Here is a 24,415-nt window from a genome sequence, read left to right as displayed (position 1 = left end):
GACCTTTATCGGTAAAGGAGTTATCATGCAGAGATCCTCAACCCCGGCAGTTCTTTTTCTGCTTCTGCTGCTGGGCATGGCGCTTCCGGTTCAGGCGCAAACGCCAAACACTGTTTCCGTCTCCCAAACCACAAGCGCACTGCCGGACAACCCGCGCATCACCCCCGTGGTCCGGGCCGTCAAGCTGGTGGCCCCGGCCGTGGTCAACATCACCTCGGCCCGTGTCATCGAACAACAGGCCAACCCGTTCGCCAATGTGTTCCCTGAATTTTCCCCGCTGTTCCGCCAGTTTATGGGACCGGGCCAGACCCGCAGCTACAAGGCCACCAGCCTGGGCTCCGGCGTCATCATCGACGGCCACCAGCGGCTGGTGCTGACCAATGCCCACGTCATTTCCGGGGCTTCGGAAATCAACGTGCGGCTCCGGGACGGACGCGAATTCGAGGCCGAGATGGTCGGCGCCGACCCGGACTTCGACCTGGCCGTGCTGCACCTCAAGGGGCGTGGCGACCTGCCCCAGGCCAAGCTGGGTGACTCGTCCGACATCATGATCGGCGAAACCGTCCTGGCCATCGGCAACCCCTTTGGCTTTTCCCACACCGTAACCACGGGCGTCATTTCCGCCACGGGCCGGTCTGTCAAATCCGAACGCGGGGTCTACACGGACTTCATCCAGACCGACGCGGCCATCAACCCGGGCAACAGCGGCGGCCCCCTGGTCAACATCATGGGCGAGGTGATAGGGCTGAACACGGCCATACAGGCCCAGGCCGAGGGCATCGGCTTTGCCATCCCGGTCAACAAGGCCAGCCGCGTGGTGACCGAACTCATCAAGTCCGGCAGCGTGGCCCGCGTATGGCTGGGGCTTACCGGGCAGAGCCTGGACCAGAGCATGGCCTCGTACTTCGGCCTGCACAAGGTGCAGGGGATGCTGGTAACCGAAGTCTACCAAAAGACGCCGGCGGAACGGGCCGGGCTGCAACCCGGCGACGTGATCCTCTCCATCAACGACGTGGATGTGGATGATACGGACCACTATCTGAGCCTGCTGCGCAACTACACCAAAGACCAGCAGCTGCAGCTGATTGTTCTGCGCAACGGCAAACAAACCAGGCTGTCCACCCGCTGCACGGAGTTTTCCGCCAAGACCGCGGAAGGTCTGGCCGAACTGCGCTGGGGCCTGCGTCTGGGCAAGTACAATCCCAGACGGCCCGGCCTGGTGGTGGAAAACGTGCGGCCTCAGTCTCCGGCGGGCAAACTCGGCCTCAAGCGCGGGGACATCATTGCCCAAGTGGGCGGCAACCGGCTGGAAACCATGGACGACTTTGCCCAGGCCGTAATGGTGGAACGGCTGCGCAAGACCATTCTTCTGCGCGTGGAGCGCAACAACAAGTGGTACTACGTACGCATGGGCGTGTAGCCGCGCAGGCAACCGCCCTTTCAATATAAAGAAGGATCTGCTGTATGCGGCTGGCCGTCATATCCGACATTCACGCCAATCTGGAAGCCTTTCACGAGGTACTCCACGATCTGGACGGACAGAAAACAGACGATATCGTCTGCCTGGGGGACAACGTGGGCTACGGCCCCGAACCCCAGGCCGTGCTCGATCTGCTGGAACAGCGCGGTATCTCCTCGGTAACAGGCAACCATGAGCTGGGGCTGCTGTCCTGGCCCGACCTGGGAGGGTTCAACCCCTACGCCGCCCAGATCATCACCAAGACGCGGGACATGGTTGAGGAACGGGCAATGGACGCCATACGCGACATGCCCCTGTTCATCATCCGCCACGGCTGCCGCTTTGTGCACGGCATGCCGCCCGAGTCCTACTACGAATACCTGTACCTGTGCGGCAACGACGACCTCCCGGCCGTGTTCCACCGCTATGCCGAACGCATCTGCTTTGTGGGCCATACGCACGAACTCCGGCTGGCCAGCTTTGACGGGGAAACCGCCTCGCGCCGCAATCTGGAGCAGGAAACCGTCCAGCTGCGCAAGGACATGCGCTATATCGTCAATGCGGGCAGCGTGGGCCAGCCGCGCGACGGAGACAACCGCGCCAAATACGTTATCTGGGATTCGGACAAAGACACCATAGAGGCCCGCTTTATTCCCTACGACATTGAAAAGACCGTGCGCCGCATGGAGGAAGAAGGCCTGCCCAAACGTTATGCGGACAGGTTGTGGTAGCCATGCGCATCGGGAAATACGAAATAATCGGCCTGCTGGGCAAAGGCGGCATGGGACGCGTGTACAAGGCGGTCCTGCCCATGGCCGGGCGCATTGTGGCGCTCAAGCTGCTGTGGCCGGACGAAACCCTGGAAGCAGTGATGGGCGCCAAGGAAGTTGAAAAACGCTTTCTGGCCGAAGTGCAGGCCATGGCCTCGTTCGACCATCCCAACATTGCCCAGATTCTGGACTGCGGACGCGACGACAGCAACCGCCCCTACTACACCATGCAGTATTGGTGCATGAACCTGGGGCTGCTGATGGGCGAATCCTTTGAATCCGAACTGCCCACCCGCGTCCTGCCCGTGGACAAGGCAGTGCGCTACGGCGACCAGATTCTGTCCGCACTGCAACGCATGCACCATGCGAATTTTCTGCACCGCGACATCAAGCCCTTCAACGTGATGATCGCAGCCGACGATACGGCCCACCTCATCGACTTCGGGCTGTCCGCCCTGCGTGGCGAAATATGGCACACGCCGGGCGGCATCAAGGTGGGCACCCCCTTTTACACGGCCCCGGAACAGGAAGACGATCCCGATACCGCCGATTACAAGGCCGATCTGTTCTCCTGCGGCATTCTGCTGTGGCGAATGCTGACCGGTGAGCTTCCTCCGGGAACGCCGCGCAAGGGCCCGGAGGACGGACCGCCCCCCTCGGCCATCAATCCGGCCCTGGGCACCCATTGGAACGACTTTCTGCAACGCGCGGTCCAGCCCGAACCTGCCGAGCGCTTTGCCGATGCCCGGGAGATGCGCAACGGACTGGCCGATGCCTTTCGCCGCTGGCAGCGCGATCTGGACAACACCTGCGCCCTTTCCGACCAGGACGAAGGCGCTTTGGCTTCCCCCACGTGCGCCACCTCGCCAGGCGGTGCGCCCCGGAACACCCCTATCAAGGTACGGTCCGGGAAAGCCCGTGACCTGCTTTGTGTGGATGAACTCTGGCGTCCGCGCAGACCGGCCGGAGAGACCTTTTCCATCCAGGCGGACAACACCGTGCTGGACACGGCCACCGGCCTTGTCTGGCAATACGACGAATGCGACTACCCCCTGGACTGGCAGGCCGCCCAAGAGTACGTTGACCACCTCAACGCCACAGGCCATGCCGGGCAGACCGGCTGGCGGCTGCCCACGGCAGACGAGCTGACGACCATCCTGCGTCCTCCGACGCAACGGCATGACTATTGTCTGGCCGACGTGTTCAGCCGACGCGGGCGCTGGCTCTGGAGTGCGGACCGCTGCACCTATATTTCATCCTGGTGCGTGGACACACGGCTGGGCTTTGTTTTTGCCCAGGACCACACCTGCGGGCTGCACGTACGTGCGGTTTGCGACGGCTGCTGATTTACCAACGCTATTTCACCAACCTCAAGAAAACTTCAGGACATCTCCATGGAATGCAAACGTTGCGGCACCTGCTGCGAAAAAGGCGGTCCCACCCTGCACCGCCAGGACCTGACGCTCTTTGAAAAGGGCATCCTGAACATGACCGACTGTATCACCCACCGCAAAGGCGAACTGCTTTTCGACCAGATCGAAGGCCGGGTACTGCCCCTGCCCGCCGAACTGGTCAAAGTCGCCTCGGTTTCCGGCAAAACCGTCTGCCGTTTGTACAAGCCGGGCGAGTGTACCATCCATGCGGACCGCCCCGCCGAATGCCGCGCCCTGGATTGCGAAGATCCCTCCGAGCTGATCGGCATGTACTCCGAGGGCCGCATCTCCCGCGCCGACCTGGTGGCAGAGGGCAGCGGCATGGCCGAACTGATGGCCGAGCACGACCGCCAGTGCAATCTGGACGAGCTGGCCCTGCTGGCCCTGCGCCTGCGCAAAATCGCCCGCGATACGGAAGCCTACGAAGCGCTTCTGGCCATGCACCGCTACGACAAGGCGGTACGCGAAAAAGTGGAAAACGCCACCGGAGCCACGGACAAGCAGATGGAATTCTTCTTCGGAAGGTCACTTACCACGCTCTTTCCGGCCTTCGGCTTGCGCTGTCTGGACCAGGGAGGTAAGACGATCCTCGTTGGAACTGGTGTTTGATTATCAGGTTCAAGACCCCCGATACACACGTCACCGTGCATCACGAAAACAAAGGAGAAATCCCATGGGCAAAAAAGTAGTCATTGTGGGCGCCGTCGCCCTCGGCCCCAAAGTCGCTTGTCGCCTGCGCAGGCTCGATCCCGAGGCGGAAATCCTCATGATCGACCGGGACGACTGCATTTCCTACGGCGGCTGCGGCATTCCCTACTACGTGGGCGGCGACGTTTCCGAGATCAAAGAACTTGAGTCCACGGTCTTTCATGTCCGGCGCGACTGCTCCTTTTTCGACATATACAAGCACCTCACCGTGCGCACCCGGTGCGAGGCCACGGCCATAGACCGCAGGGCCAAAACCGTTTCCGTAACCGATCTGAACACGGGCGCCAAAGAAGAAATCCCCTACGACACCCTGGTGCTGGGCCTTGGTTCCACACCGTTTGTCCCGCCCGTTCCCGGCGCGGACCTGCCCGGCGTTCATGTGGTTGCCAACCTGCACCATGCCCAGGCCATCAAGGAAATGGTGCAAAAGGGCAAGGTCTCTTCCGCCGTTGTGGTCGGCGGCGGTGCCATCGGCCTGGAAATGGCCGAAGCACTCAGCGACCTGTGGGGCGTTGAAACCACGGTGGTGGAAATGATGGACACCATTCTGCCGCAGGCCGTGGGCACGGAAATAGCCAAGGTTGTGCAGGGGGAAATGCGCGAAAACGGCATCACCGTGCTTACAGGCGACCGGGTCGAAGCCGTGATCGGCGATCCGGAAAACGGCGTTACCGCCATACGCACGGCCAACGCGGGCGAAATTCCCTGCGAACTGGTCATCTTCGGCGCGGGAGCGCGGGCCAACACCCAGCTTGCCCGTGATGCTGGTCTGGCCGTGGGACGCTTTGGCGGCATCCTGGTGGACGAGCGCATGCGCACTTCCGACCCCAATATTTATGCGGGTGGCGACTGTGTGGAAATCAAGAACCTGGTTTCCGGCGAAACCTTCAACCTGCCCCTGGGCTCCATGGCCAACCGCCAGGGCCGAGTCATCGGCACCAACGTGGCAGGCGGGCACGCCAAATTTCCCGGCGCAGTGGGCACCTTCTGCCTCAAGATGTTCGAGATCGGCGTGGCAACGGCGGGCCTTACCATGCGCCAGGCCAAACTGGCCGGATTCGATCCAGCCTACGCCCTGATCATGGGCACGGACCACGCCCATTTCTACCCCACCCAGAAGTTTGTTTTTCTCAAGCTGATTGCCGACCGCACCACCCGCCGGGTACTGGGCATAGAGGCCGTGGGCGCCAATGGCGACGCGGTCAAGGCACGCGTGGACGCAGTAGCCGCACTTATCGTGCGCGGCTGCACCGTGGACGAAATAGGCAACCTGGAAGTGGGCTATGCCCCGCCTTTCGCCTCGGCCATGGACATTCTCAATGCCGTGGGCAACACCCTGGAAAACGTGCTGGACGGGTACAACCACCCCATGGGCATGGAAGAATTCATCGAGGGCTTTGGGCAGGAAAAATTCCGCGTGCTGGACGTGCGGTCCGAAGACAACGCGGCCCCGTACAAGGAAAAGTTCGGTGACCGCTGGATCAACATTCCGCAGGACCAGCTGGACACCCGGATAAACGAAATTCCCAAGGACGAGCCGCTGGTCTGCTTCTGCAACACCGGCCTGCGTTCCTTTGAATGCCAGCGCTACCTGGACTCCAAGGGCTTCAAAACCCTGTGCAACGTGCAGGGCGGCCATGGATTCCTGAGCAAGCTTGATCCTGAATTCCTCAACTAAGCCGACTTCTCCCCGGAACGGTACGCTGTTCCGGGGATTTTCTTTTTGGATGACGGCCAAAAGCGACCTTTCTCCGCCGGGCCGGGCATAAAAAATTTTCGTCATGCAAGGTTTCGCCCCAAAGGACTTGACATAACTCCCCTGAGAGGCAAAAGAACCTTTTTTCTTTGAGAGCCTGATTTCTTAGGCTATACCTTATTAATAATACCACGGGAGAGGCCCGGAATGGCACTGGCGGACCGTTATCACAAAACGTATCCTGTTTCCTGGGATCAACTGCACAGAGACTGCAAAGCCCTGGCCTGGAAACTGGCAGACAAAAATTTCAAAGGAATCATAGCCATTACCCGCGGCGGTATGTTTCCTGCGGCAGTCATTGCACGGGAACTGGACATACGGCTTATCGATACCGTATGCGTTGTGAGTTACGACTGGAAGGAACAGGGCGAACCGCGTCTGCTGGAACAACTGCACGACAAAGGCGACGGCGATGGCTGGGTGCTGGTGGACGACATGGTCGACACCGGAAAGACGGCCAAATACGTGCGCGACATGCTGCCCAAGGCGCATTTTGCCACGGTATATGCCAAGCCCAAGGGGAAAGTCCTGGTGGACACCTTCATTACCGAAGTCAGCCAGGACACATGGATTCTGCAGCCCTGGGATTCGGAAACGCAGTTCGTGCAGCCCATCATCAAGCTTAAACAAGCGGATGATTGATTAGAAAGTTCAATCTTCCAGGCTGCTCAAAAAGGTAGGAGAGCGAGGCGTAAGAAAAACTCAAGGACGACGCGTATTTCCTGATACGCGAGGGGTTGAGTTTTTTGAGGCAACAACGCTATCGTGCCTTTATCAGCAGCCTCAAGCTTAAACAAGCGGATGACTCGTAAATAAAACGGCCTCAACCAACGGGACTTTCACACAAGAAGGAGAGAAGCGGAATGCGTAAATTTTTGTATCTTCTCATGGCCCTTGTCATGTCTGTGGCGCTTGCGGCCTGTAATGACAACAGCTCCAAAAAAGAAGCGGACAGCTCCAAAGCAGACAGCAAAACCGAAGCCGCTGCCGATACCAAGGCCGACGCTCCCATGAAGGTCGGTTTCCTCTACATTTCCCCGGTGGGCGATGCCGGATACTCCTACGCACATGACCTGGGCCGCCAGATGGTTGCCAACATGCCCGGCGTGGAGACCTCGTTTGTTGAATCCGTGCCCGAAGGCCCCGATTCCGAACGCGTTATCCTGAACATGGCCCGCAACGGCTACAAGCTGATCTTTGCCACCAGCTTCGGCTACATGGACCCCGTCATCAAGGTTGCCAAGGATTTTCCCGATACCGTGTTCATGCATTGCTCCGGCTACAAGACCGCACCCAATGCAGGCACCTACTTCGGCCGCATGTACCAGGCCCGCTACCTGACAGGCATCGTGGCTGGCGCCATGACCAAGTCCAACAAGCTCGGCTACGTGGCCGCCTTCCCCATCCCCGAAGTCATCCGCGGCATCAACGCCTTCACCCTGGGCGCGCAGAGCGTGAACCCGGACGTGGAAGTGCGCGTTGTCTGGACCAAGACCTGGTATGACCCTGCCACGGAAAAAGAAGCCGCCAAGAGCCTGCTCGACGTTGGCTGCGACGTTATCGCCCAGCATCAGGACTCCCCCGGTCCGCAGGAAGCTGCCCAGGAAAAAGGCGTCTACTCCATCGGTTACAACTCCGACATGAGCAAGTTCGCCCCCAAATCGCAGCTTACCGCCGCCATCTGGAACTGGGGTGTCATGTACAAGGACATCATCGAACAGGTTAAGGCCGGAACGTGGAAGAGCGAACAGCTCTGGTGGGGTATCGACAAAGGCGTAGTGGATATCGCTCCCTACGGTCCCATGGTTCCCGAAAGCGTAAAGACCACGACCGAAGAAGCCAAAGCCCAGCTTTTGGCCGGTGAAATCAAAGTATTCCAGGGCCCCCTCATGGATCAGTCCGGCGCAGTCAAGGTCGAAAAGGGCAAGACCCTTACCGATCCTGAAATTCTGGGCATGAACTGGTTCGTAAAGGGCATTGTCGGAACAACCGAATAAGACGCCCATGCGGATTAGAGCCATAAAACGACAGGAGCCCTGGACACAGGGCTCCTTTTTCATTTTTTTCCTGGCTGTGGCATTCCCGCTGGTCGCCAGTGCTCTTTTGCTTGCCGTCCAGGGCAAGCCGCCGCTTCAGGCTATCTATATTCTGTGGCAGGGAGCATTCGGCGCGGGATACTCCATCGAGGACACCATTCTCAAGTCCGTGCCCATTTATCTGTGCGCCCTGGGGGTGGCCTTCACCTTCCGCATGCAGATATGGAACATCGGAGCCGAAGGGCAGTACGCCCTTGGAGCCATAGGCGCCACCTGGGCCGCCCTCACCTTTCCTTCCCAGCCCGCCTGGATTCTGCTGCCCCTCATGTTTCTGAGCAGTGCCGTGGCCGGAGGCTTCTGGGCCTTTATTCCGGCCATTCTCAAGACCAAGCTCAAGGTCAACGAAATCATTTCCACCCTGATGTTCAACTACATCGGCATCCTGCTGCTCGACTACCTTGTGTACGGCCCCTGGAAAGACCCGGCCAGCCATGGTTTTCCGCTTACCGCGGTTTTTTCCGACGCGGGCATCGTTCCCGGCATCGGCGGCAGCCGCCTGCATTGGGGGCTGGTGCTGTGCGTGGTGGCAGGCCTTACATTCTGGGCCATCATGCGCTTTACCCGGCTGGGCTACGAACTCAAGGCCAGCGGTTCCGGGCCCAAGCCCTCGCGCTACGCCCGCATGCCATACAATTTCCTGGTCTGCCTGGTGATGGTTATTTGCGGCATTCTGGCAGGCTGGGCCGGGCTTATTGAAACCTCGGCCTCGCTCAACCGGTTGCAGCCCAGCGTCATGGCCGGGTACGGCTTTACCGCCATTGTGGTTGCCTGGCTGGCAAACCTGAACCCGCTGTGGATTGCGGTCTCCGCTTTTCTGCTGGCCGCGCTGCGTGTGGGTGTGGAAAACCTGCAATTGTTGCTTCAGGTCCCTGCGGCCTTTGGCGGTATTCTGGAAGGCATGATACTTCTGACCGTTCTTGCGGCAAGATTCTTTGTCGACTACAAACTGGTCATATCACGTTCATAACCCCTACGGGGAAGATCATAAGGAGCACGGCGGCCCGCACAAGCGGCAGACGGCTGAGGCTCCGGGAATGAAGATGCAGATCGAGATGCTCGTCCCCCTTTTTACGGCGGCTGTGCAATCCGGCACTCCCATCCTGTACGCCACGGTTGGTGAAATCATCACCGAACGTTCGGGTGTGCTCAACCTGGGCGTGGAAGGCATGATGCTCATGGGAGCCATGTGCGCCTTTCTCACCTCCCTCACCACGGGATGCCCGTGGCTGGCCTTTCTGGTGGGAGGACTGGCCGCCGCCCTGTTCAGCTGTCTGCACGGCGTGGTCTGTTTGTGGTTTCAGGGCAACCAGGTTGTTTCCGGACTGGCCCTGACCATTCTGGGCGCGGGATTGGCGAACTTTCTGGGCACGCCGTTCGTAGGCATGAGCGCCCCCGGCTTCACTCCCTTTGACGTACCGCTGCTGAGCGATATCCCGGCCATCGGTCCCATCCTCTTCCGGCACGACGCCCTCATCTACGTCTCCTACTTTGTCCCCGTGGTCATATGGGTCATGCTCAAGCGGACGCGCTTTGGTCTTGCGCTCGACGCAGCCGGAGAAAACCCCTCCGCAGCCAAGGCCGTGGGCCTCAACGTCAACCGACTGCGCTGGGCGGGTATCACCATCGGCGGCTTTCTGGTCGGTTTGGGCGGAGCCTATCTTTCCCTGGCCTACACCCACCTGTGGACCAACAACCTTACGGGCGGACGCGGCTGGATAGCCGTCGCCCTGGTCATTTTCGCTTTTTGGCGGCCCGGACGTGCCGTGCTGGGCGCCTATCTGTTCGGCAGCGTCATGGCCTTTCAGCTGCGCCTGCAGGCCTCGGGCACCAACCTGCCCTCCTCCCTGCTGCTCATGCTGCCCTATGCGCTGACCATCATCGTCCTGCTGCTTTCCTCGGTGCGCGGCAAATTGAACGCCGCTCCCGGAGCATTGGGCGTTAACGTGGAACCGGAGGCCTAACCATGTTCGGCAGACTCAGACGCAAGATTTCCGACGCCGAAACCAAGGCCAAGCAGACGCGCAGGCAACACGCGGACTCGCATATATATGACCATCCTCTGGGCGCGGACAAGGTGGACGCGCCCCAGGCCACGGGATTTTCCAAGGCCCTGGCCGACGTGCCCCGCGTGCGGCTGGAGGGCATTTCCAAATTTTTCGGCCCGGTCAAGGCCAACAACGACATCAATCTGGATATCCACGCCGGACGCATCCTGGCCCTGCTGGGCGAAAACGGCGCGGGCAAGTCCACGCTCATGAGCATCCTGGCCGGACGCTACCAGCCCGATGCCGGAACCATCTACATCAACGGCTACGCACGTCGTTTCACCTCCAGCAAGGACGCCATCGCCGCTGGCATCGGCATGGTCTACCAGCACTTCATGCTGGTAAACACCATGACCGTTGCCCAGAACGTGCTCCTGGGCCAGGAGGAAGGGTTCTGGGTGCGCCCGGACCAGCAGGAAAGCCATGTGGCCGCCCTGGCTGCCCGATACGGCCTGGAAATCGATCCCTCCGCCATCATCTCGGACCTCTCCATGGGCCAGCGCCAGCGGGTGGAAATTCTCAAGCTGCTGCACCGCAACTCCGAGGTGCTCATCTTTGACGAACCCACGGCCGTGCTCACGCCCCCGGAAATCGTGGTCTTTTTCGAAGCGCTCAAAACCATGGCCGAAATGGGCAAGGCCATCGTCTTCATCAGCCACAAGCTGGAAGAAGTGCTGGGCATTACCGACGATATCGCCGTGCTCCGCCAGGGGCATATTGTGGACACGCTCAAGCCCACGGACGTGGCCGACAAGTCCGAGCTGGCAAACCGCATGGTGGGCCGCGAGGTTGTTCTGGAAGTGAACCGCCGTCCCGCCCCCATCGGCGACGTGGTCATGGAGATCAAGGACGTCACCAGCGAAGGATTGCACGATATCAACCTGAACCTGCGCCAGGGCGAGGTTGTCGCCATCGTGGGTGTGGCCGGAAACGGCCAGAAGGAACTGGTGCGCGCGGTCACGGGACACGAGCCGCCGCGCTACGGGTCCATCAACCTGCTGGGGAAATCCTGGAAGGACTTTTACGCCGACGTCAGCTGGAAGGACACCCTGAGCTACATCCCCGAGGACAGGCTTGGGCTGGCCACCTGCCCGGAGCTGGACATGGTGGACAACGTGCTGCTGACCACCCGCCAGGGCTTCAGCCGGGCGGGGCTGATGCAGAACAAGCGGGCCCGCAAGGTCACCGGCGACCTGATCAAGAATTTCAACGTCCGCCCCGGCGATGCCAAGGTACCGGCGGGCAAGCTTTCCGGCGGCAACCTGCAAAAGCTGGTCATTGCCCGCGAGTTTTTCCGCTGTCCACGTATTATCGTGGCCGAACAGCCAACCCAGGGGCTGGATATCAGCGCCACCGAGGAAGTCTGGCGTCAGCTGCTGGCCGCGCGCGAAACCGCAGGCATTCTGCTGGTAACGGGCGACCTGTCCGAAGCCTTGCAACTGGCCGACCGGGTGGCTGTCATGTACCGGGGACGGTTCATGGACGTGGTTCCCACCTCGGACGAAAAACGCGTGGACCGCATCGGCCTGCTCATGGCTGGCGTGGCCGATAAACAATAACGGGCAAGAGCTGGCAGGAAGCCCGTTCCCAAGGCAAACACGGTACAGCCACGGCATGAGCACGACGCGCATCAGGATGACCCTGGCCTATGTGGGCACCCATCTGTACGGCTGGCAGAGCCAGCCCGACGGCAACACTGTGCAGGACCTGCTGGAAGGCGTGCTCGGCAAAATCTGCGGGAGCTTCATCCGTGTACAGGGCTCCGGCAGGACGGATTCGGGCGTCCATGCCCGCGGCCAGGTGGCCCATGCCGACATCCCCACCAACCGCCTTTCCATAGACTGGATCGGGGCGCTCAATTCCATGCTGCCCGATACCATTTCCGTGCTCGACGTCCGGCCCGTTCCCGACGATTTTCACGCCCGATTTTCCGTCATTGCCAAGACCTATTCATACACCCTGTGGCTGGACCGACGCATTGTCCTGCCCGAACGCCGCCCCTTTGTCTGGATGTGCGGTCCGTTCGATGCCCAGGCCCTGCAAGCCATGGACGAAGCAGCCGCCATACTTGTCGGCGAGCACGACTTTGCCGCCTTTCAGAACACGGGAACCCCGGTCAGCAGCACGGTGCGCACCATCCATTCCTTTGCCCGCCAACCCGCCTGTTCCTGTCGCGATCCACGCGAAGTGGTCTGGCATGTGCGGGCCGACGGATTCCTCAAACAGATGGTCCGCAACCTCATGGGCTGCATTGTGGCCGTGGGTCAGGGTAAAGTTTCCGTGGCCGATGTCCGATCCCTACTGATAGGGGGTGATAGGACCAAGGCTCCGCGGACCGCCCCGGCAGAGGGGCTGTGCCTGGAACGGGTGGAATACCCGGAAACGGCGCAAAGCCCCGCCACACCTCTGTCTGCGGAAAAAATAGAGCTGGACCATGCCCAAGATTGGCGAGACGATTCTTCGAACTTCAATTCTGACAGCGGCCTCAAGCAGGACCGCTAATCCGTCACGCCCGCTTTCCGACTATTCCCCCACTTTCAAAAAATCCCGGCTGGGCATGTTTTCCGGCCTGCTCACCAAGACGTTGCGCCGCAGGCTCACCGATTTTCAGTCCGCGCTGGACCGCTTTGCCTGGCCTTCCACCGACTCCAACACCCTTACCGCCCGGCTGACGCACACAGAAGACACCACCAGCGACAGCTTCACGGCCCGGCTGCACTACGGCGACAAGGCCCGTCCGGCCGACCGTTTCTTCTCGCGCGGATTCGAGGACCAGGAGGCCACAGAGCTCGAGGCCGGAATATACACCACGGTCCTCACATTGGGCGAAACCTCCGAGAATATAAGCTTTACGGTGGAGGACGGCGACACCAACCGGGACGTGCTGGAAGCCTTTGCCGAGCAGGTCAACAACAGTTCCCTGGATGTGCAGGCCAAGGTCTTCACCCAGACCGGAGCGGAAACCAAGGTGGACGGGGTCAATGCCACAGGCACCATTTTGGGGCTGTCCGTGAACCGCCGCGCCAACCAAGACGACCTGGAGCTGGCCGACACCCGCGGCCATTTTCTGCGCATGGCCGACCTCGATGCCACGTCCGCCCCCACATCCGGCCCCACGGTCAAGAGCTACAACCTGACCAATGCCAGCCCCTACCGGCCTTCGGCCTTCAACAGCCGAAGCTTCGACCCCAACGGCGAAACAACCATCAATCCGGGAACATACAGCGTGGCCTACGAAATAGGCGGAGGGTCCGGCACGTTTGATGTGGTCGTTTCCGAGGGAGACACCTGGAAAAACATACTGGACGGGCTGGCGAACGACCTGAACGGTGCCCAAAGCCGCTTCAACATGCAGAACGAAACCGTGGACGTGGCCTATTACGATCCGTCCATGCCCACGGTGAAGACCGTGGAGCGCTACCGCGCCGAGGTAACGGCTGTCGATCCCAAGCTGAACTGGCAGCTCAGCCTGCGCGAGAACAACACCGGCTATACCGCCGAACAGCTGGCCACCCCCCTGCTCTCCACCCTCGGGCTGGAAGGCACGGCATGGCCGGGGGCGAACGCCCATCTTACAGCCGACGGCACGGACATGGAGGCTGCCGGAGCCTTTACCCTGGACCAGGGCCGCCTGAGCATAGACGTGCAAGAAACCTTTGGCCGCCCCGCCCAAACGCTCAGCGTGCGCGAGCCACAGTCCGTGTTGCGGGAAGCACTTACAGACATTGTTTCGGCCTACAACGACCTGGCTTCCCTGCTGCGGGCCAATACGGACATCCTGACCGACGGACTGCCCGACCTGTTCAAGGCCCCTTACGAGAGCAAACAGGAATCCCTCTCGGAAATCGGCCTGGAGAGCGCGGAAAAAGACAGCCTGGAATTCGATCCCACGACATTTTCCTCGGCCTTTGCCACAGACCGGGAACATGCCGGAATCCTTCTCGCCGACGAAACACGCGGGCTTATCCCCAAGTGGCAGAAGAGCGTCAAGGAAACCCTGGACCACAAGGACGAGGACTTTGTTAAGGACCCGGAGACGTTGAAAAAATTGGAATTTTCTTTTGAACAGGCATTAAATAACGAATATCGGTCTTTGATAATGGACCTTTCCGGCTAAATTTTGTACGGCGGTAACGCGCAGTCGGAATCATACATCTTTTGTTTACAACACACCTTCTTCCGGCCGTTTTTTTCATCATTACACGAAGTCGTCCTCAAAAGGACGCAACCGCCAACCACCATGGACATCATCAAAACACCGGACGCCTTTCAAAAGCAATGCTGGCAATGGCGCGCGCAGGGTCTGCGCACTGCCCTCGTTCCCACCATGGGCTTTCTGCATGACGGACACCGCAGCCTGATAAGCCATGCGCGGAAGAATGCCGACAAGGTCATGGTCAGCGTGTTTCTCAACCCCACGCAGTTTGCCCCCAACGAAGACCTGGACGCCTACCCCCGCGACTTTGAAAACGACTGCCGCGTGGCAACCGAAGCCGGAGCCGACCTGCTCTTCGCGCCCGATCCAGCTGCCATGTACACGCCCGACGCTTCCACATGGGTTACCGTGGACGGACCTTCGCAGGGGTTGTGCGCCACCACCCGGCCCACGCATTTCCGCGGCGTCACCACCGTGGTCTCCAAGCTCTTCATGCTGGCCATGCCCTGCCTAGCCGTGTTCGGGCAAAAGGACTACCAGCAGCTCGCCGTTATCCGGCGCATGGTCCGCGACCTGAACATGCCCATTGAAATTTTCGGCCATCCCATTGTGCGCGAGGACGACGGCCTGGCTCTGAGCTCGCGCAATATCTACCTGACTCCGGAAGAGCGCGCGCGTGCCCCGCACCTGCGCAAAGGCCTTGTCCGTCTGCAGCAGGCCGCCGTGGCCGGGCAGCGCGACACCAAGGCCCTGAAAGCCGATCTGGCCGCCTACTATGCGGAAAACATTCCGCTGGGCCGCATCGATTACATCGAAATAGTGGACCCGGAATCCATGGTTCCGCAGGACACCATCAGACAAAAGGCCGTGGCCGCCGTGGCCGTGTATTGCGGCAAGGCCCGGCTGATCGACAACATAGAGATAGAGGTCGCGTAAAATGGCTCTTCGCAATTTCCTGCTCGGTAAAATCCACCGTGCCACCATCACCGAGTGCGACGTAAACTACGAAGGAAGCATCTCCATAGACCCCGTGTTGCTGAAAGCCGCGGGCATCGCTCCCTTTGAACAGGTGGACGTGTACAATATCCACAACGGCGAACGCCTCACCACCTATGCCATTGTCGGCAATCCCGGGCAGATCTGCCTGAACGGTGCCGCCGCACTCAAGGGCGGCGTGGGCCAAAAGGTCATCATCGCCTGCTACGGCCTGCTTTCCGAAAACGAGATTGCAGGGCACACCCCCAGGGTCGTGCTGGTGGACGAGACCAACACCCCCAAATAGCCCTGCCTTACCTCCGGGATTTTTCCCGCCATACGGCTGCGTGATATTTTTATCCCGCAGCCGTTTGTTTTTTTCGCCGCCAGAGGTATGGTGTGGCAGCCTCAACTGCCGATCGGCGAAGCTCCACGAGTCCGCGCCTTCGGCTTTCGAAAAAATCAAAGTATGAATGTATCAATATCCATTGAATTAGACACTAGCCTTTTTGTACAAAACAAAGTAAGGGAAGAACTCAGTAAGCAAATCAACACATCAAAGGAGGTTGATATATGATCGACAGCAAAGGGCGGTACCTGTTTACGTCCGAATCCGTCACCGAAGGCCATCCCGATAAGGTCGCCGACTCCATTTCCGATGCGGTGCTCGACAGCATCATCGGTCAGGATCCCAATGCGCGCGTGGCCTGCGAGACCCTGGTCACCACCGGTATGGCGTTGATCGCGGGCGAAATCTCCACCACCGCCTATGCCGATCTTCCCGATATTGTCCGGACCACAATCAAGGACATCGGGTACAACTCTTCCGATATGGGCTTCGACTACAACACTTGCGCCGTCATCTCCACCATCGACAAACAGTCGGGTGATATCGCCCAGGGTGTGGACCGTCAAAAACCCGAAGAACAGGGTGCGGGCGACCAGGGCATGATGTTCGGCTTTGCCAGCAAGGAAACCCCCACGCTCATGCCTGCTCCCATCTATTGGGCGCACAAGCTCTCCCGCCGCCTGACCGACGTGCGCAAGGAAGGCATTCTCGACTTCCTGCGTCCCGACGGAAAGACCCAGGTGGCCGTGGAATACGTGGACGGCAAGGTCAGCCGTATCGACAACGTGGTTGTTTCGGCACAGCATACAGAATCCGTCAGCAACGCAGACCTGCGCGAGGCCCTCCTCAGGGAAGTCGTGCGCCATACACTGCCCGAAGAACTGCTGGACAAGAACACCAGCTTCTTCGTCAACACCACCGGGCGCTTTGTCATCGGCGGTCCCATGGGCGATTGCGGCCTGACCGGACGCAAGATCATCCAGGACACCTATGGTGGAGCCGGCGCACACGGCGGCGGTGCCTTCTCGGGCAAAGACCCGTCCAAGGTGGACCGCTCCGGCGCGTACATGGCCCGCTACATTGCCAAGAACATCGTGGCCGCCGGTCTTGCCGACGTCTGCGAAGTCCAGGTGGCCTATTGCATCGGCGTGGCCGATCCGGTCTCGGTTCTTGCCTCCTCGCGCGGCACCGGCCAGTGCGACGACCAGACCCTGACCAAGGCGGTCAAGGAAGTCTTCGACCTGCGCCCCTACCACATCATCCGCCGTCTGGACCTGCTGCGTCCCATCTACCGCAAGTCCACCAACTACGGTCACTTCGGACGCGAACTTCCCGAGTTCAACTGGGAAAAGACCGATGCCGTCGCCGACCTGCGCACGGCCTGCAAACTGTAAAATCCGGGCAAGAGGCTGCAAAGCCCCGTTCGTCCGGCAGAGCGAAAAATCAAACCGGCAGGGAGAACATTCCTGCCGGTTTCTTTTTGCAACGCTCCCGGCAGCCGCCCTCCCTCGCCCCGCACCTAAAAAAACCGTTTGTCGCCTTTTTTTTTCTTGCCTCCGCGCCCTCGCTGCTGGAAAATGCCACCTTCTGTCTTGCCACCCACCGGCACAGTGATTAGCCTTTGCTTCGTGGTTGGTGTCACCCACAGGAACTTCCGCCGAGATCCCCCAAAAAAAAGAACTTTCATGCTCTCAAAAAAACATATCCGCTTTCTGCAAGACTCCTTTTCCAAAGACGCGCTACGCTTGGAACCAGAAGCGTGCGCCACGCACAGCACAGACAGCAGCCGCATCCTGGCCTTGCCCGATGCCGTTGTCCGGCCCGAAACCGAACAGGAAGTGGAAATTCTGCTTTCCTGGGCCCACAGGGAACGCATTCCCGTCTATCCCAGGGCCAGAGCCACGGGCGTGGCAGGCGGTGTGGTGCCCCAAAAAGGCGGCATCGTCGTCTCCACCCTGCGCATGAACCGCATCATCGAAATAAGCGCCGACGACTTCACCGCCACCGTGGAACCCGGCGTGGTGACAGGCGAACTCCAGAAAATACTGGAAGCGCAAAATCTCTTTTATCCGCCCGACCCGGCCAGCGTGAACATCTCCACCATCGGCGGCAATGCCTCCACCTGTGCAGGCGGTTTGCGCGCCGTAAAATACGGCGTAACCCGCGACTACATCCTGGGGCTCAATGCCGTCCTGCCCGGCGGAAAAACCATCCGCACCGGCAAACCCGTGCACAAAAACGTGGCCGGGCTCGACCTCACCCGCCTTCTTGTGGGCAGCGAGGGCACCCTCGGCATCATTACCAAGCTCATCCTCAAGCTTCTGCCCAAGCCCGAGGCCACCGCTTCCATCCTGGTCGGGTTCAAGACTCTGGGGAACTGTCTGCAAGCAGCCTCAACAGTCTTTCACGCCGGTTTCCTGCCCACTGCCATGGAATTCATGGACAACAAGGTCCTGGATGCCCTGGCCGATGTCGCGCCCTCCGTGCCCTGGACCGGCAATCCCGGCGGGGCGCTGCTCTTTCGTCTGGACGGCTCGCGCGCGGCCCTTGCCGCAGACCTGGAACGGCTGCACGCCGCACTCAGCACATGCGATCCCCTCTTTCTCGAAATCGGCGACACCCCGGAAACCGAGGAAGAACTCTGGGAAGTCCGCCGCCTCATCAGCCCCGCGCTCTACTCCGTGGCACCCAACAAGAGCAACGACGACATAGCCGTGCCGCGCAGCCAGGTCGCCAACGCCGTGCGCGCCTTTCACGACATCGGCGAACAAAATGGGCTCAACGTGGTCTGTTTCGGGCACCTGGGCGACGGAAACATCCATGTGGACATCATGTACGATGCCGAACAGCCCGGCGTTGCCCAAAAAGCCAAGACTGCCAAGGAACAAATTTACGACGCCGTGATCCGGCTCAACGGAACACTCTCCGGCGAGCATGGAATCGGCATGGTCAAAAGACCCTACATACACAAACAATTCGGCCCCAACGAACTCAACGCCATGGCCGCCATCAAGCACGCCCTCGACCCGCACAACATAATGAACCCGGACAAGGCGTATTAGGGCGGGGGAAGAGGAAGAGATGCGAGGGGAAACCTTTTTGAAAAAAGGTTCTCCCCTCGCGCTCCCCTTCCAAAAACTTTTATTATTGGGAAAGGCTAGCAACTTATGAACTTCCGTAATTTTCCGTTTTTTGAGCCCATGTACGACGCCGCGGCGTCGTACATGGGCTCAAAAAACGAAACGCGGGGGTCTGGGGGCCATCATGGCCCCCAGCGAAAAATTCTTTTACACCTACGCCTGCTTCAGGTCGCGTAAGTTTTGTGTCCTGCGAGGCACAGAAAATTTCGCGAGCGAGGACAGTATAATTAATACGGCCCGCGAAGCGAAATTTACTGGAACGAAGCAGGACGCAAAAATCGCGCGACCATTTGGAGACACAACAATTTTATGAGTAATACCGAATGCATCCAATGCGGCCGCTGCCTGGCAGTATGCCCGCTTATATCCGCGACCGGCCGCGAGGAGCTCTCGCCCCGCGCCAAGCAGCTGCTGTCCCAGCTGCTGGAAAACCACAAGCTGGACATCAGCGAAATACCAGCCCAGCGTCTGGCCGGGTTGTGCCTGGCCTGCGGCCGGTGCGAAGAAGTCTGTCCCTACGACCTGTCCGGATGGAAGGCCACGGCCCAAATGAAGGCGGCCCACCCCCGTTTTGCCGAGCTGGCCTGGAAGCACTTTATCGGCAAGGCCGAGTACCTCTGGCCGCTGGCTTCCACCGCCGCCTTCGCCCTGCCCGAACACATGCGCCTGAAGCGCGTCAAAGACGCCCCAAAACCTTGGTTTGCCATGCATTCCGGTTCAGCTTGCGCCCCGTTTACAAAGGCCGTACTCTTTGCAGGTTGTACGGCAAACCATCTGCGCCCGGTCTGGAAAGACAAGGCAACTGCAATCCTGCGGGGGCTGGGCGTTGAACTGCTGCCCGATAACGATTTTTCCTGTTGCGGCTGGACACTGCGCCATGCCGGAACAACAAAAGAACTGGACAAGGTACGGACCGACAACGTGCTGGCCTGGCGCGCGCTGGGCAAGCCCAAGATGGTTACGTTCTGTGCCACCTGTTACACCGGGCTTATGCGCCTGGCAGACGACAGGCTGGCCTGGATGGACGGCGAGCAGGACGAGTGGCGTGAATCTCTTGTGCCCCTGGCAAGCCTGCTGGAAGACGCTTCGTTTTCCCCGCTGGACGGAGAACCGCAATCCATTGCCTACCACCGTCCCTGCCACGCGCCGCAGCCCGACCCGGACGAGACACTGGTCCGGAACATGGCAGGCGAGCGCTTGCAGACCGTTTCGCGAGATCATTGCTGCGGTTTGGGCGGAATAATGCAACTTACAGACGGCAGCCTGTGCAGCGAGGTCAATGCCGCCCTTTGGAAGCACCTTGCTCCCAAGCCCGATACCGGACTGATTACCGGCTGCAGCGGATGCGTTATGCAGCTCGAAAATTCCGCTCCCCAAAGCGTCCAGGTCCGACACTGGCTGGACGCTCTGATCGTGAAATAAACGTCCTTACGGAGAAAACCATACCATGATCAACACTATTGCCCGCACAATATTCGGCTCGGCCAACGACCGGCTGATTAAAAAACTCAGGCCCATGGTGGACCGCGTCAATTCGTTCGAACCTGCCATGCAGGAACTCAACGACGCTGCCTTCCCCGCCAAAATCGCGGAATGGAAGCAGGAAGTAGCCAACGGACGTAGCCTGGACGACATGCTGCCCGAAGTTTTCGCACTGGTCCGGGAAGCCGGAGTGCGGCGCATGAACATGCGCCACTTTGATACCCAGCTCATAGGCGGCATGGTCCTGCACCAGGGCAAGATAGCGGAAATGAAGACCGGTGAAGGTAAAACCCTGGTCGCCACCCTGCCTGTTGTGCTCAACGCCCTGGATGGCAAAGGCGTGCACGTGGTCACGGTCAACGACTACCTGGCAAACCGCGACGCCGAATGGATGAGTACGCTCTACAACTTTCTGGGCCTGTCCGTGGGCGTCATCCTCAACGGTCTCGACTCGGACCAGCGCCGCGCCGCCTACGGCTCGGACATCACCTACGGCACCAACAACGAATTTGGTTTCGACTACCTGCGCGACAACATGTCCTTTTCCGTGGAGCACGTGGTCCAGGGACCGCTGCACTATGCCATCGTGGACGAAGTCGACTCCATCCTTGTGGACGAAGCCCGTACCCCGCTCATCATTTCCGGCCAGGCAGAACAGTCCACTGGCCATTACAAGCGGCTGGACGCCATTGTTCCCAAACTGGTGAACGAAGAAGACTATGCCGTGGACGAAAAGGCCCGCGCCGTTTCCCTTACCGAAGAAGGCGTGGCCAAGTGCGAGGAAATTCTCGAAATCGAGAACCTCTACGATGCGGCCAACGTCAACCTCCAGCACCACGTGCTGCAGGCGCTCAAGGCCCACGCCCTGTTCACGCGCGACGTGGACTACATCGTCAAGGACAACGAGGTCGTCATTGTCGATGAATTCACCGGCCGCCTCATGCCCGGACGCCGCTACTCCGATGGCCTGCACCAGGCCCTGGAAGCCAAGGAAAACGTCAAGATCAATGCCGAAAACCAGACTCTGGCCTCCATCACCTTCCAGAACTACTTCCGCATGTACGACAAACTTGCGGGCATGACCGGTACCGCGGATACGGAAGCCGTTGAATTCAAGGAAATCTACAACCTGGACGTGGTGGTCATCCCCACCAACAAGCCCATGGTGCGCAAGGATTTTCCCGACCTCATCTACCGGACGCAGCAGGAAAAATACCAGGCCATTGTCGAAGACATTGCCGAGCTGCACAAAAACGGCCAGCCCGTTCTGGTTGGCACCGTGTCCATTGAAAAGTCCGAACTCATCTCGCGCATGCTCAAAAAAATGCACGTTCCCCATAATGTGCTCAACGCCAAACAACACGAAAAAGAAGCCGAGATCGTTGCCGAAGCCGGTCAGAAAGGGCACGTCACCATTGCCACCAACATGGCCGGCCGTGGTACGGACATCAAGCTGGGCGAAGGCGTCACCGACGTTGGCGGCCTGCACATCCTGGGCACGGAACGCCACGAATCACGACGCATCGACAACCAGTTGCGCGGTCGTTCCGGCCGTCAGGGCGACGCGGGTTCCTCACGCTTCTATCTGGCCCTGGACGACGATCTCATGCGCCTGTTCGGCTCGGACCGCATCTCCTCGCTCATGGAACGCCTGGGCATGAAGGACGGCGAGCCCATTGAAAACAAAATGATTACCAAGGCCATTGAAAACGCACAGCGCCGCGTGGAAGGCCACAACTTTGAAATCCGCAAAAGCCTGCTGGAATTCGACGACGTTATGAACCAGCAGCGCGAGGTCATCTACACCCTGCGCCGCGAAATCATGACCGGAGAAGACCTGTTGCCCATGGTCCTGGAATTTACCGACGACCTGCTGGACGACATCTACGGCATGCTGGCCGCCGCAAAGGAAGATCCGGACGGCGAAGCCGCGCAGGCAGCACGCGCACGGCTGGAACAGGTGTTCGACTTCCGCCGCTTTGAGGAATTTGCCGACAAACTGCCCGACCGCGAAACCGCCGGGAAATGGGTGGAAAACACCCTGAACGACCTGCGCGACCAGGCGCCCGACCACTTTCTGGAAATTCTCCGCTACTTCCTGCTCGACTCCCTGGACAAGAACTGGAAAGAGCACCTCAACAACATGGACTACCTGCGCGACGGCATCGGCCTGCGCGGCTACGGCCAGAAAGACCCCAAGCAGGAATACAAGCGCGAAGGCTTCGAGCTTTTCCAGGATATGATCTACCGCCTCAAGGAAAACGCCCTCTTCGCCCTCAGCCGACTGCGCATCAAGGCCGAAGTGCAGGAAGAAGAATTCAAGCACGAAGAAAACAAGGACCTCCAATACGCAGGCGGCGACGCGGAAGCTGTCAAACAGCAAACCGTCAAACGCGACCAGCCCAAAGTTGGCCGCAACGATCCCTGCCCCTGCGGGTCCGGTAAGAAGTATAAAAAATGCTGCGGTAAATAAGGGAAGGAAAGTAGGGCGCTGCCCCACGCCCCGCCAGGAGGCAACGGCCTCCTGGACCTGCGGTTTCTAACAGAGATGCCCGGTACGAGCGAAAGCTCGTACCGGGCATCTCTGTTAGAAGGAGAATAAAAAAATATCATGGTTTTCCAGCAAAACGAGGCAGGCTGTTGAAAAAGACCTGTCTTTTTCAACAGCCGAAGAAATAAGACTCAACAACGTCCACAAGCTATGGCACCATAGGGGTAATTTTCGTTTCCACCAACCAAGCATAAAAGTTTTGGGAAAGGGAGCGCGAGGGAAGAACCTTTTTTCAAAAAGTGAAGTGCCCTATAGATGACGGACACGAACCGAGAGGTTACTGTTCGCTCCAACAGGAGAGCATAGTGGCACGTATGAGATATTCAAAAGATTTCAAGTTGTCAGCGGCAAAGCTTGTTGTCGAACAAGGGTATTCCTTTTCTGAGGTTGCACAGCAGCTTGGCTGTAGCGGCTGGTCAGTTCGTGATTGGGTTAGAAAGTATCGTGCAAGTGGCGAACTTTCTCCCAGAGAGGAAAGCACGTCAGCTGCCAGCGATTATGCCAAGCTGAGGGACGAGAATGCCCGCCTGCGCATGGAGAATGAAATTCTAAAAAAGGCAGCGGCGTACTTTGCAAAAGAGTCCCTGTAAAGTACGCGTGGATCGCAAAGCAAAGGGGACATTACCCGACGAAGGTTCTTTGCAAAGTTCTGTCCGTCAGCAGAAGCGGCTATTATGCGTGGGCAAGGCGAAAGCCCGGTAGACTGGCGTTGAAGCGGCAGCTGGTCCTTGCCGCAGCACAGAAGTCGTATCACGCCAGTAGGGGAATTTACGGCTATCGCAAGGTGCATATGGACGTCGTGGAGCAGGTTGGGTTTTGGTGTTGCCCGGAGACAGTGCGGCGGGTGCTGGCGGCTGCTGGACTGCAGTCCAAGTTGAAGCGAAAACATCGTTATCCCTGTCAAACTGGACCGAATCCGCCTGTGGCTGAAAACCATCTTTCACGACAGTTTTTAGCCTCGGCACCGAATCAGAAATGGGCGTCGGACATTACGTATATTCCGACACGAGAAGGCTGGCTGTATCTTGCTGTTACTCTGGACATGTTCTCCAGACGCGTGGTGGGTTGGGCAATGTCGGAACGCGTGGACTCACATCTCGCCTGCAAGGCTCTGACAATGGCCGTTAAATCCAGATCCCCCAAAGCGGGATTGCTCCATCACAGCGACCAAGGCTGTCAATACACCAGCGAACTGTATAGAAAAGCCCTGAGTCAAAATGGAATGGTTTGTAGCATGAGCCGCAGGGGAAACTGCTGGGACAATGCCGTTGCAGAAACGTTTTTCAGCAAGCTGAAAAGGGAATGGGTAAATTGGAGCAGGTACCAGACCCGCTCCGAAGCCAAACTGGATATCTTCATGTTCCTGGAAGGATTTTATAACAGGAAACGGCGGCATGCCGGAATCGGTTATAAAAGCCCGGTGGAATATGAAAACATCCACCAGGCTAAAAGTAACGTAGCGGACTAACCTCTCAGAGAATGTCCATTTTTTATA

The 24,415-nt window shown here is 59.2% G+C and carries 20 protein-coding genes; all 20 read left to right on the top strand.

What is annotated here, in order from left to right; all coding sequences use genetic code 11:
* Nucleotides 1-25 precede the first annotated feature (25 nt).
* Nucleotides 26-1,420 carry a trypsin-like peptidase domain-containing protein gene (locus tag ACI0FJ_RS15740; RefSeq protein WP_424304877.1) on the top strand — a complete coding sequence of 465 codons (1,395 nt, stop codon included), beginning with the start codon at nucleotides 26-28 and terminating at the stop codon, nucleotides 1,418-1,420.
* A 44-nt stretch (nucleotides 1,421-1,464) separates the two neighbouring features.
* Nucleotides 1,465-2,190, top strand: coding sequence for a metallophosphoesterase family protein (locus ACI0FJ_RS15735; protein ID WP_424304875.1), 726 nt, complete (start codon nucleotides 1,465-1,467; stop codon nucleotides 2,188-2,190).
* 2 nt (nucleotides 2,191-2,192) lie between these two features.
* Nucleotides 2,193-3,575 carry a protein kinase domain-containing protein gene (locus tag ACI0FJ_RS15730; protein WP_424304873.1) on the top strand — a complete coding sequence of 461 codons (1,383 nt, stop codon included), beginning with the start codon at nucleotides 2,193-2,195 and terminating at the stop codon, nucleotides 3,573-3,575.
* A 48-nt stretch (nucleotides 3,576-3,623) separates the two neighbouring features.
* Entirely contained in the window at nucleotides 3,624-4,271 is a 648-nt protein-coding gene (locus ACI0FJ_RS15725) for a YkgJ family cysteine cluster protein (protein ID WP_424304871.1), read from the top strand.
* Between the two features lie 64 nt (nucleotides 4,272-4,335).
* Entirely contained in the window at nucleotides 4,336-6,048 is a 1,713-nt protein-coding gene (locus tag ACI0FJ_RS15720; RefSeq protein ID WP_424304869.1) for an FAD-dependent oxidoreductase, read from the top strand.
* A gap of 225 nt (nucleotides 6,049-6,273) precedes the next feature.
* Nucleotides 6,274-6,768 (top strand): xanthine phosphoribosyltransferase, encoded by a 495-nt coding sequence (gene gpt / locus ACI0FJ_RS15715; protein WP_424304867.1) that lies wholly within the window; start codon nucleotides 6,274-6,276, stop codon nucleotides 6,766-6,768.
* 221 nt (nucleotides 6,769-6,989) lie between these two features.
* Nucleotides 6,990-8,123 carry a BMP family ABC transporter substrate-binding protein gene (locus ACI0FJ_RS15710; protein ID WP_424304865.1) on the top strand — a complete coding sequence of 378 codons (1,134 nt, stop codon included), beginning with the start codon at nucleotides 6,990-6,992 and terminating at the stop codon, nucleotides 8,121-8,123.
* 7 nt (nucleotides 8,124-8,130) lie between these two features.
* Nucleotides 8,131-9,189, top strand: coding sequence for an ABC transporter permease (locus tag ACI0FJ_RS15705; RefSeq protein WP_424304863.1), 1,059 nt, complete (start codon nucleotides 8,131-8,133; stop codon nucleotides 9,187-9,189).
* A 73-nt stretch (nucleotides 9,190-9,262) separates the two neighbouring features.
* On the top strand, nucleotides 9,263-10,183 hold the full coding sequence (locus tag ACI0FJ_RS15700) for an ABC transporter permease (RefSeq protein WP_424306585.1): 921 nt from the start codon (nucleotides 9,263-9,265) through the stop codon (nucleotides 10,181-10,183).
* 2 nt (nucleotides 10,184-10,185) lie between these two features.
* On the top strand, nucleotides 10,186-11,826 hold the full coding sequence (locus ACI0FJ_RS15695) for an ABC transporter ATP-binding protein (RefSeq protein WP_424304861.1): 1,641 nt from the start codon (nucleotides 10,186-10,188) through the stop codon (nucleotides 11,824-11,826).
* A 55-nt stretch (nucleotides 11,827-11,881) separates the two neighbouring features.
* Complete coding sequence (gene truA / locus ACI0FJ_RS15690; protein ID WP_424304859.1) at nucleotides 11,882-12,769, top strand: tRNA pseudouridine(38-40) synthase TruA; 888 nt, start codon at nucleotides 11,882-11,884, stop codon at nucleotides 12,767-12,769.
* Complete coding sequence (locus ACI0FJ_RS15685) at nucleotides 12,702-14,384, top strand: hypothetical protein (protein ID WP_424304857.1); 1,683 nt, start codon at nucleotides 12,702-12,704, stop codon at nucleotides 14,382-14,384. Before truA ends, ACI0FJ_RS15685 begins: the two co-directional genes overlap by 68 nt.
* A 123-nt stretch (nucleotides 14,385-14,507) precedes the next feature.
* The gene (gene panC, locus ACI0FJ_RS15680) at nucleotides 14,508-15,359 is read left to right on the top strand and encodes a pantoate--beta-alanine ligase (RefSeq protein ID WP_424304855.1); all 852 of its coding nucleotides are present in this window, start codon (nucleotides 14,508-14,510) and stop codon (nucleotides 15,357-15,359) included.
* A 1-nt stretch (nucleotide 15,360) separates the two neighbouring features.
* On the top strand, nucleotides 15,361-15,705 hold the full coding sequence (gene panD, locus ACI0FJ_RS15675; RefSeq protein WP_424304854.1) for an aspartate 1-decarboxylase: 345 nt from the start codon (nucleotides 15,361-15,363) through the stop codon (nucleotides 15,703-15,705).
* Nucleotides 15,706-15,971: 266 nt separating this feature from the next.
* Nucleotides 15,972-17,141, top strand: coding sequence for a methionine adenosyltransferase (gene metK / locus ACI0FJ_RS15670; RefSeq protein ID WP_424304852.1), 1,170 nt, complete (start codon nucleotides 15,972-15,974; stop codon nucleotides 17,139-17,141).
* Between the two features lie 291 nt (nucleotides 17,142-17,432).
* Entirely contained in the window at nucleotides 17,433-18,809 is a 1,377-nt protein-coding gene (locus ACI0FJ_RS15665) for an FAD-binding oxidoreductase (protein WP_424304850.1), read from the top strand.
* A 387-nt stretch (nucleotides 18,810-19,196) separates the two neighbouring features.
* Nucleotides 19,197-20,309: a (Fe-S)-binding protein gene (locus ACI0FJ_RS15660; protein ID WP_424304848.1), complete on the top strand. Its 1,113-nt coding sequence runs from the start codon at nucleotides 19,197-19,199 to the stop codon at nucleotides 20,307-20,309.
* 25 nt (nucleotides 20,310-20,334) lie between these two features.
* Nucleotides 20,335-22,842: a preprotein translocase subunit SecA gene (secA, locus tag ACI0FJ_RS15655; RefSeq protein WP_424304846.1), complete on the top strand. Its 2,508-nt coding sequence runs from the start codon at nucleotides 20,335-20,337 to the stop codon at nucleotides 22,840-22,842.
* A 392-nt stretch (nucleotides 22,843-23,234) separates the two neighbouring features.
* Nucleotides 23,235-23,510 (top strand): transposase, encoded by a 276-nt coding sequence (locus ACI0FJ_RS15650; protein ID WP_424306476.1) that lies wholly within the window; start codon nucleotides 23,235-23,237, stop codon nucleotides 23,508-23,510.
* Nucleotides 23,511-23,521: 11 nt separating this feature from the next.
* Entirely contained in the window at nucleotides 23,522-24,388 is an 867-nt protein-coding gene (locus ACI0FJ_RS15645; protein WP_424306474.1) for an IS3 family transposase, read from the top strand.
* The last annotated feature ends 27 nt before the right edge of the window (nucleotides 24,389-24,415 follow it).

It is taken from the genome of Desulfovibrio sp. 7SRBS1, from assembly GCF_049723905.1.
GTDB lineage: Bacteria > Desulfobacterota > Desulfovibrionia > Desulfovibrionales > Desulfovibrionaceae.
This window is presented reverse-complemented; position numbering and strand designations above follow the sequence as displayed.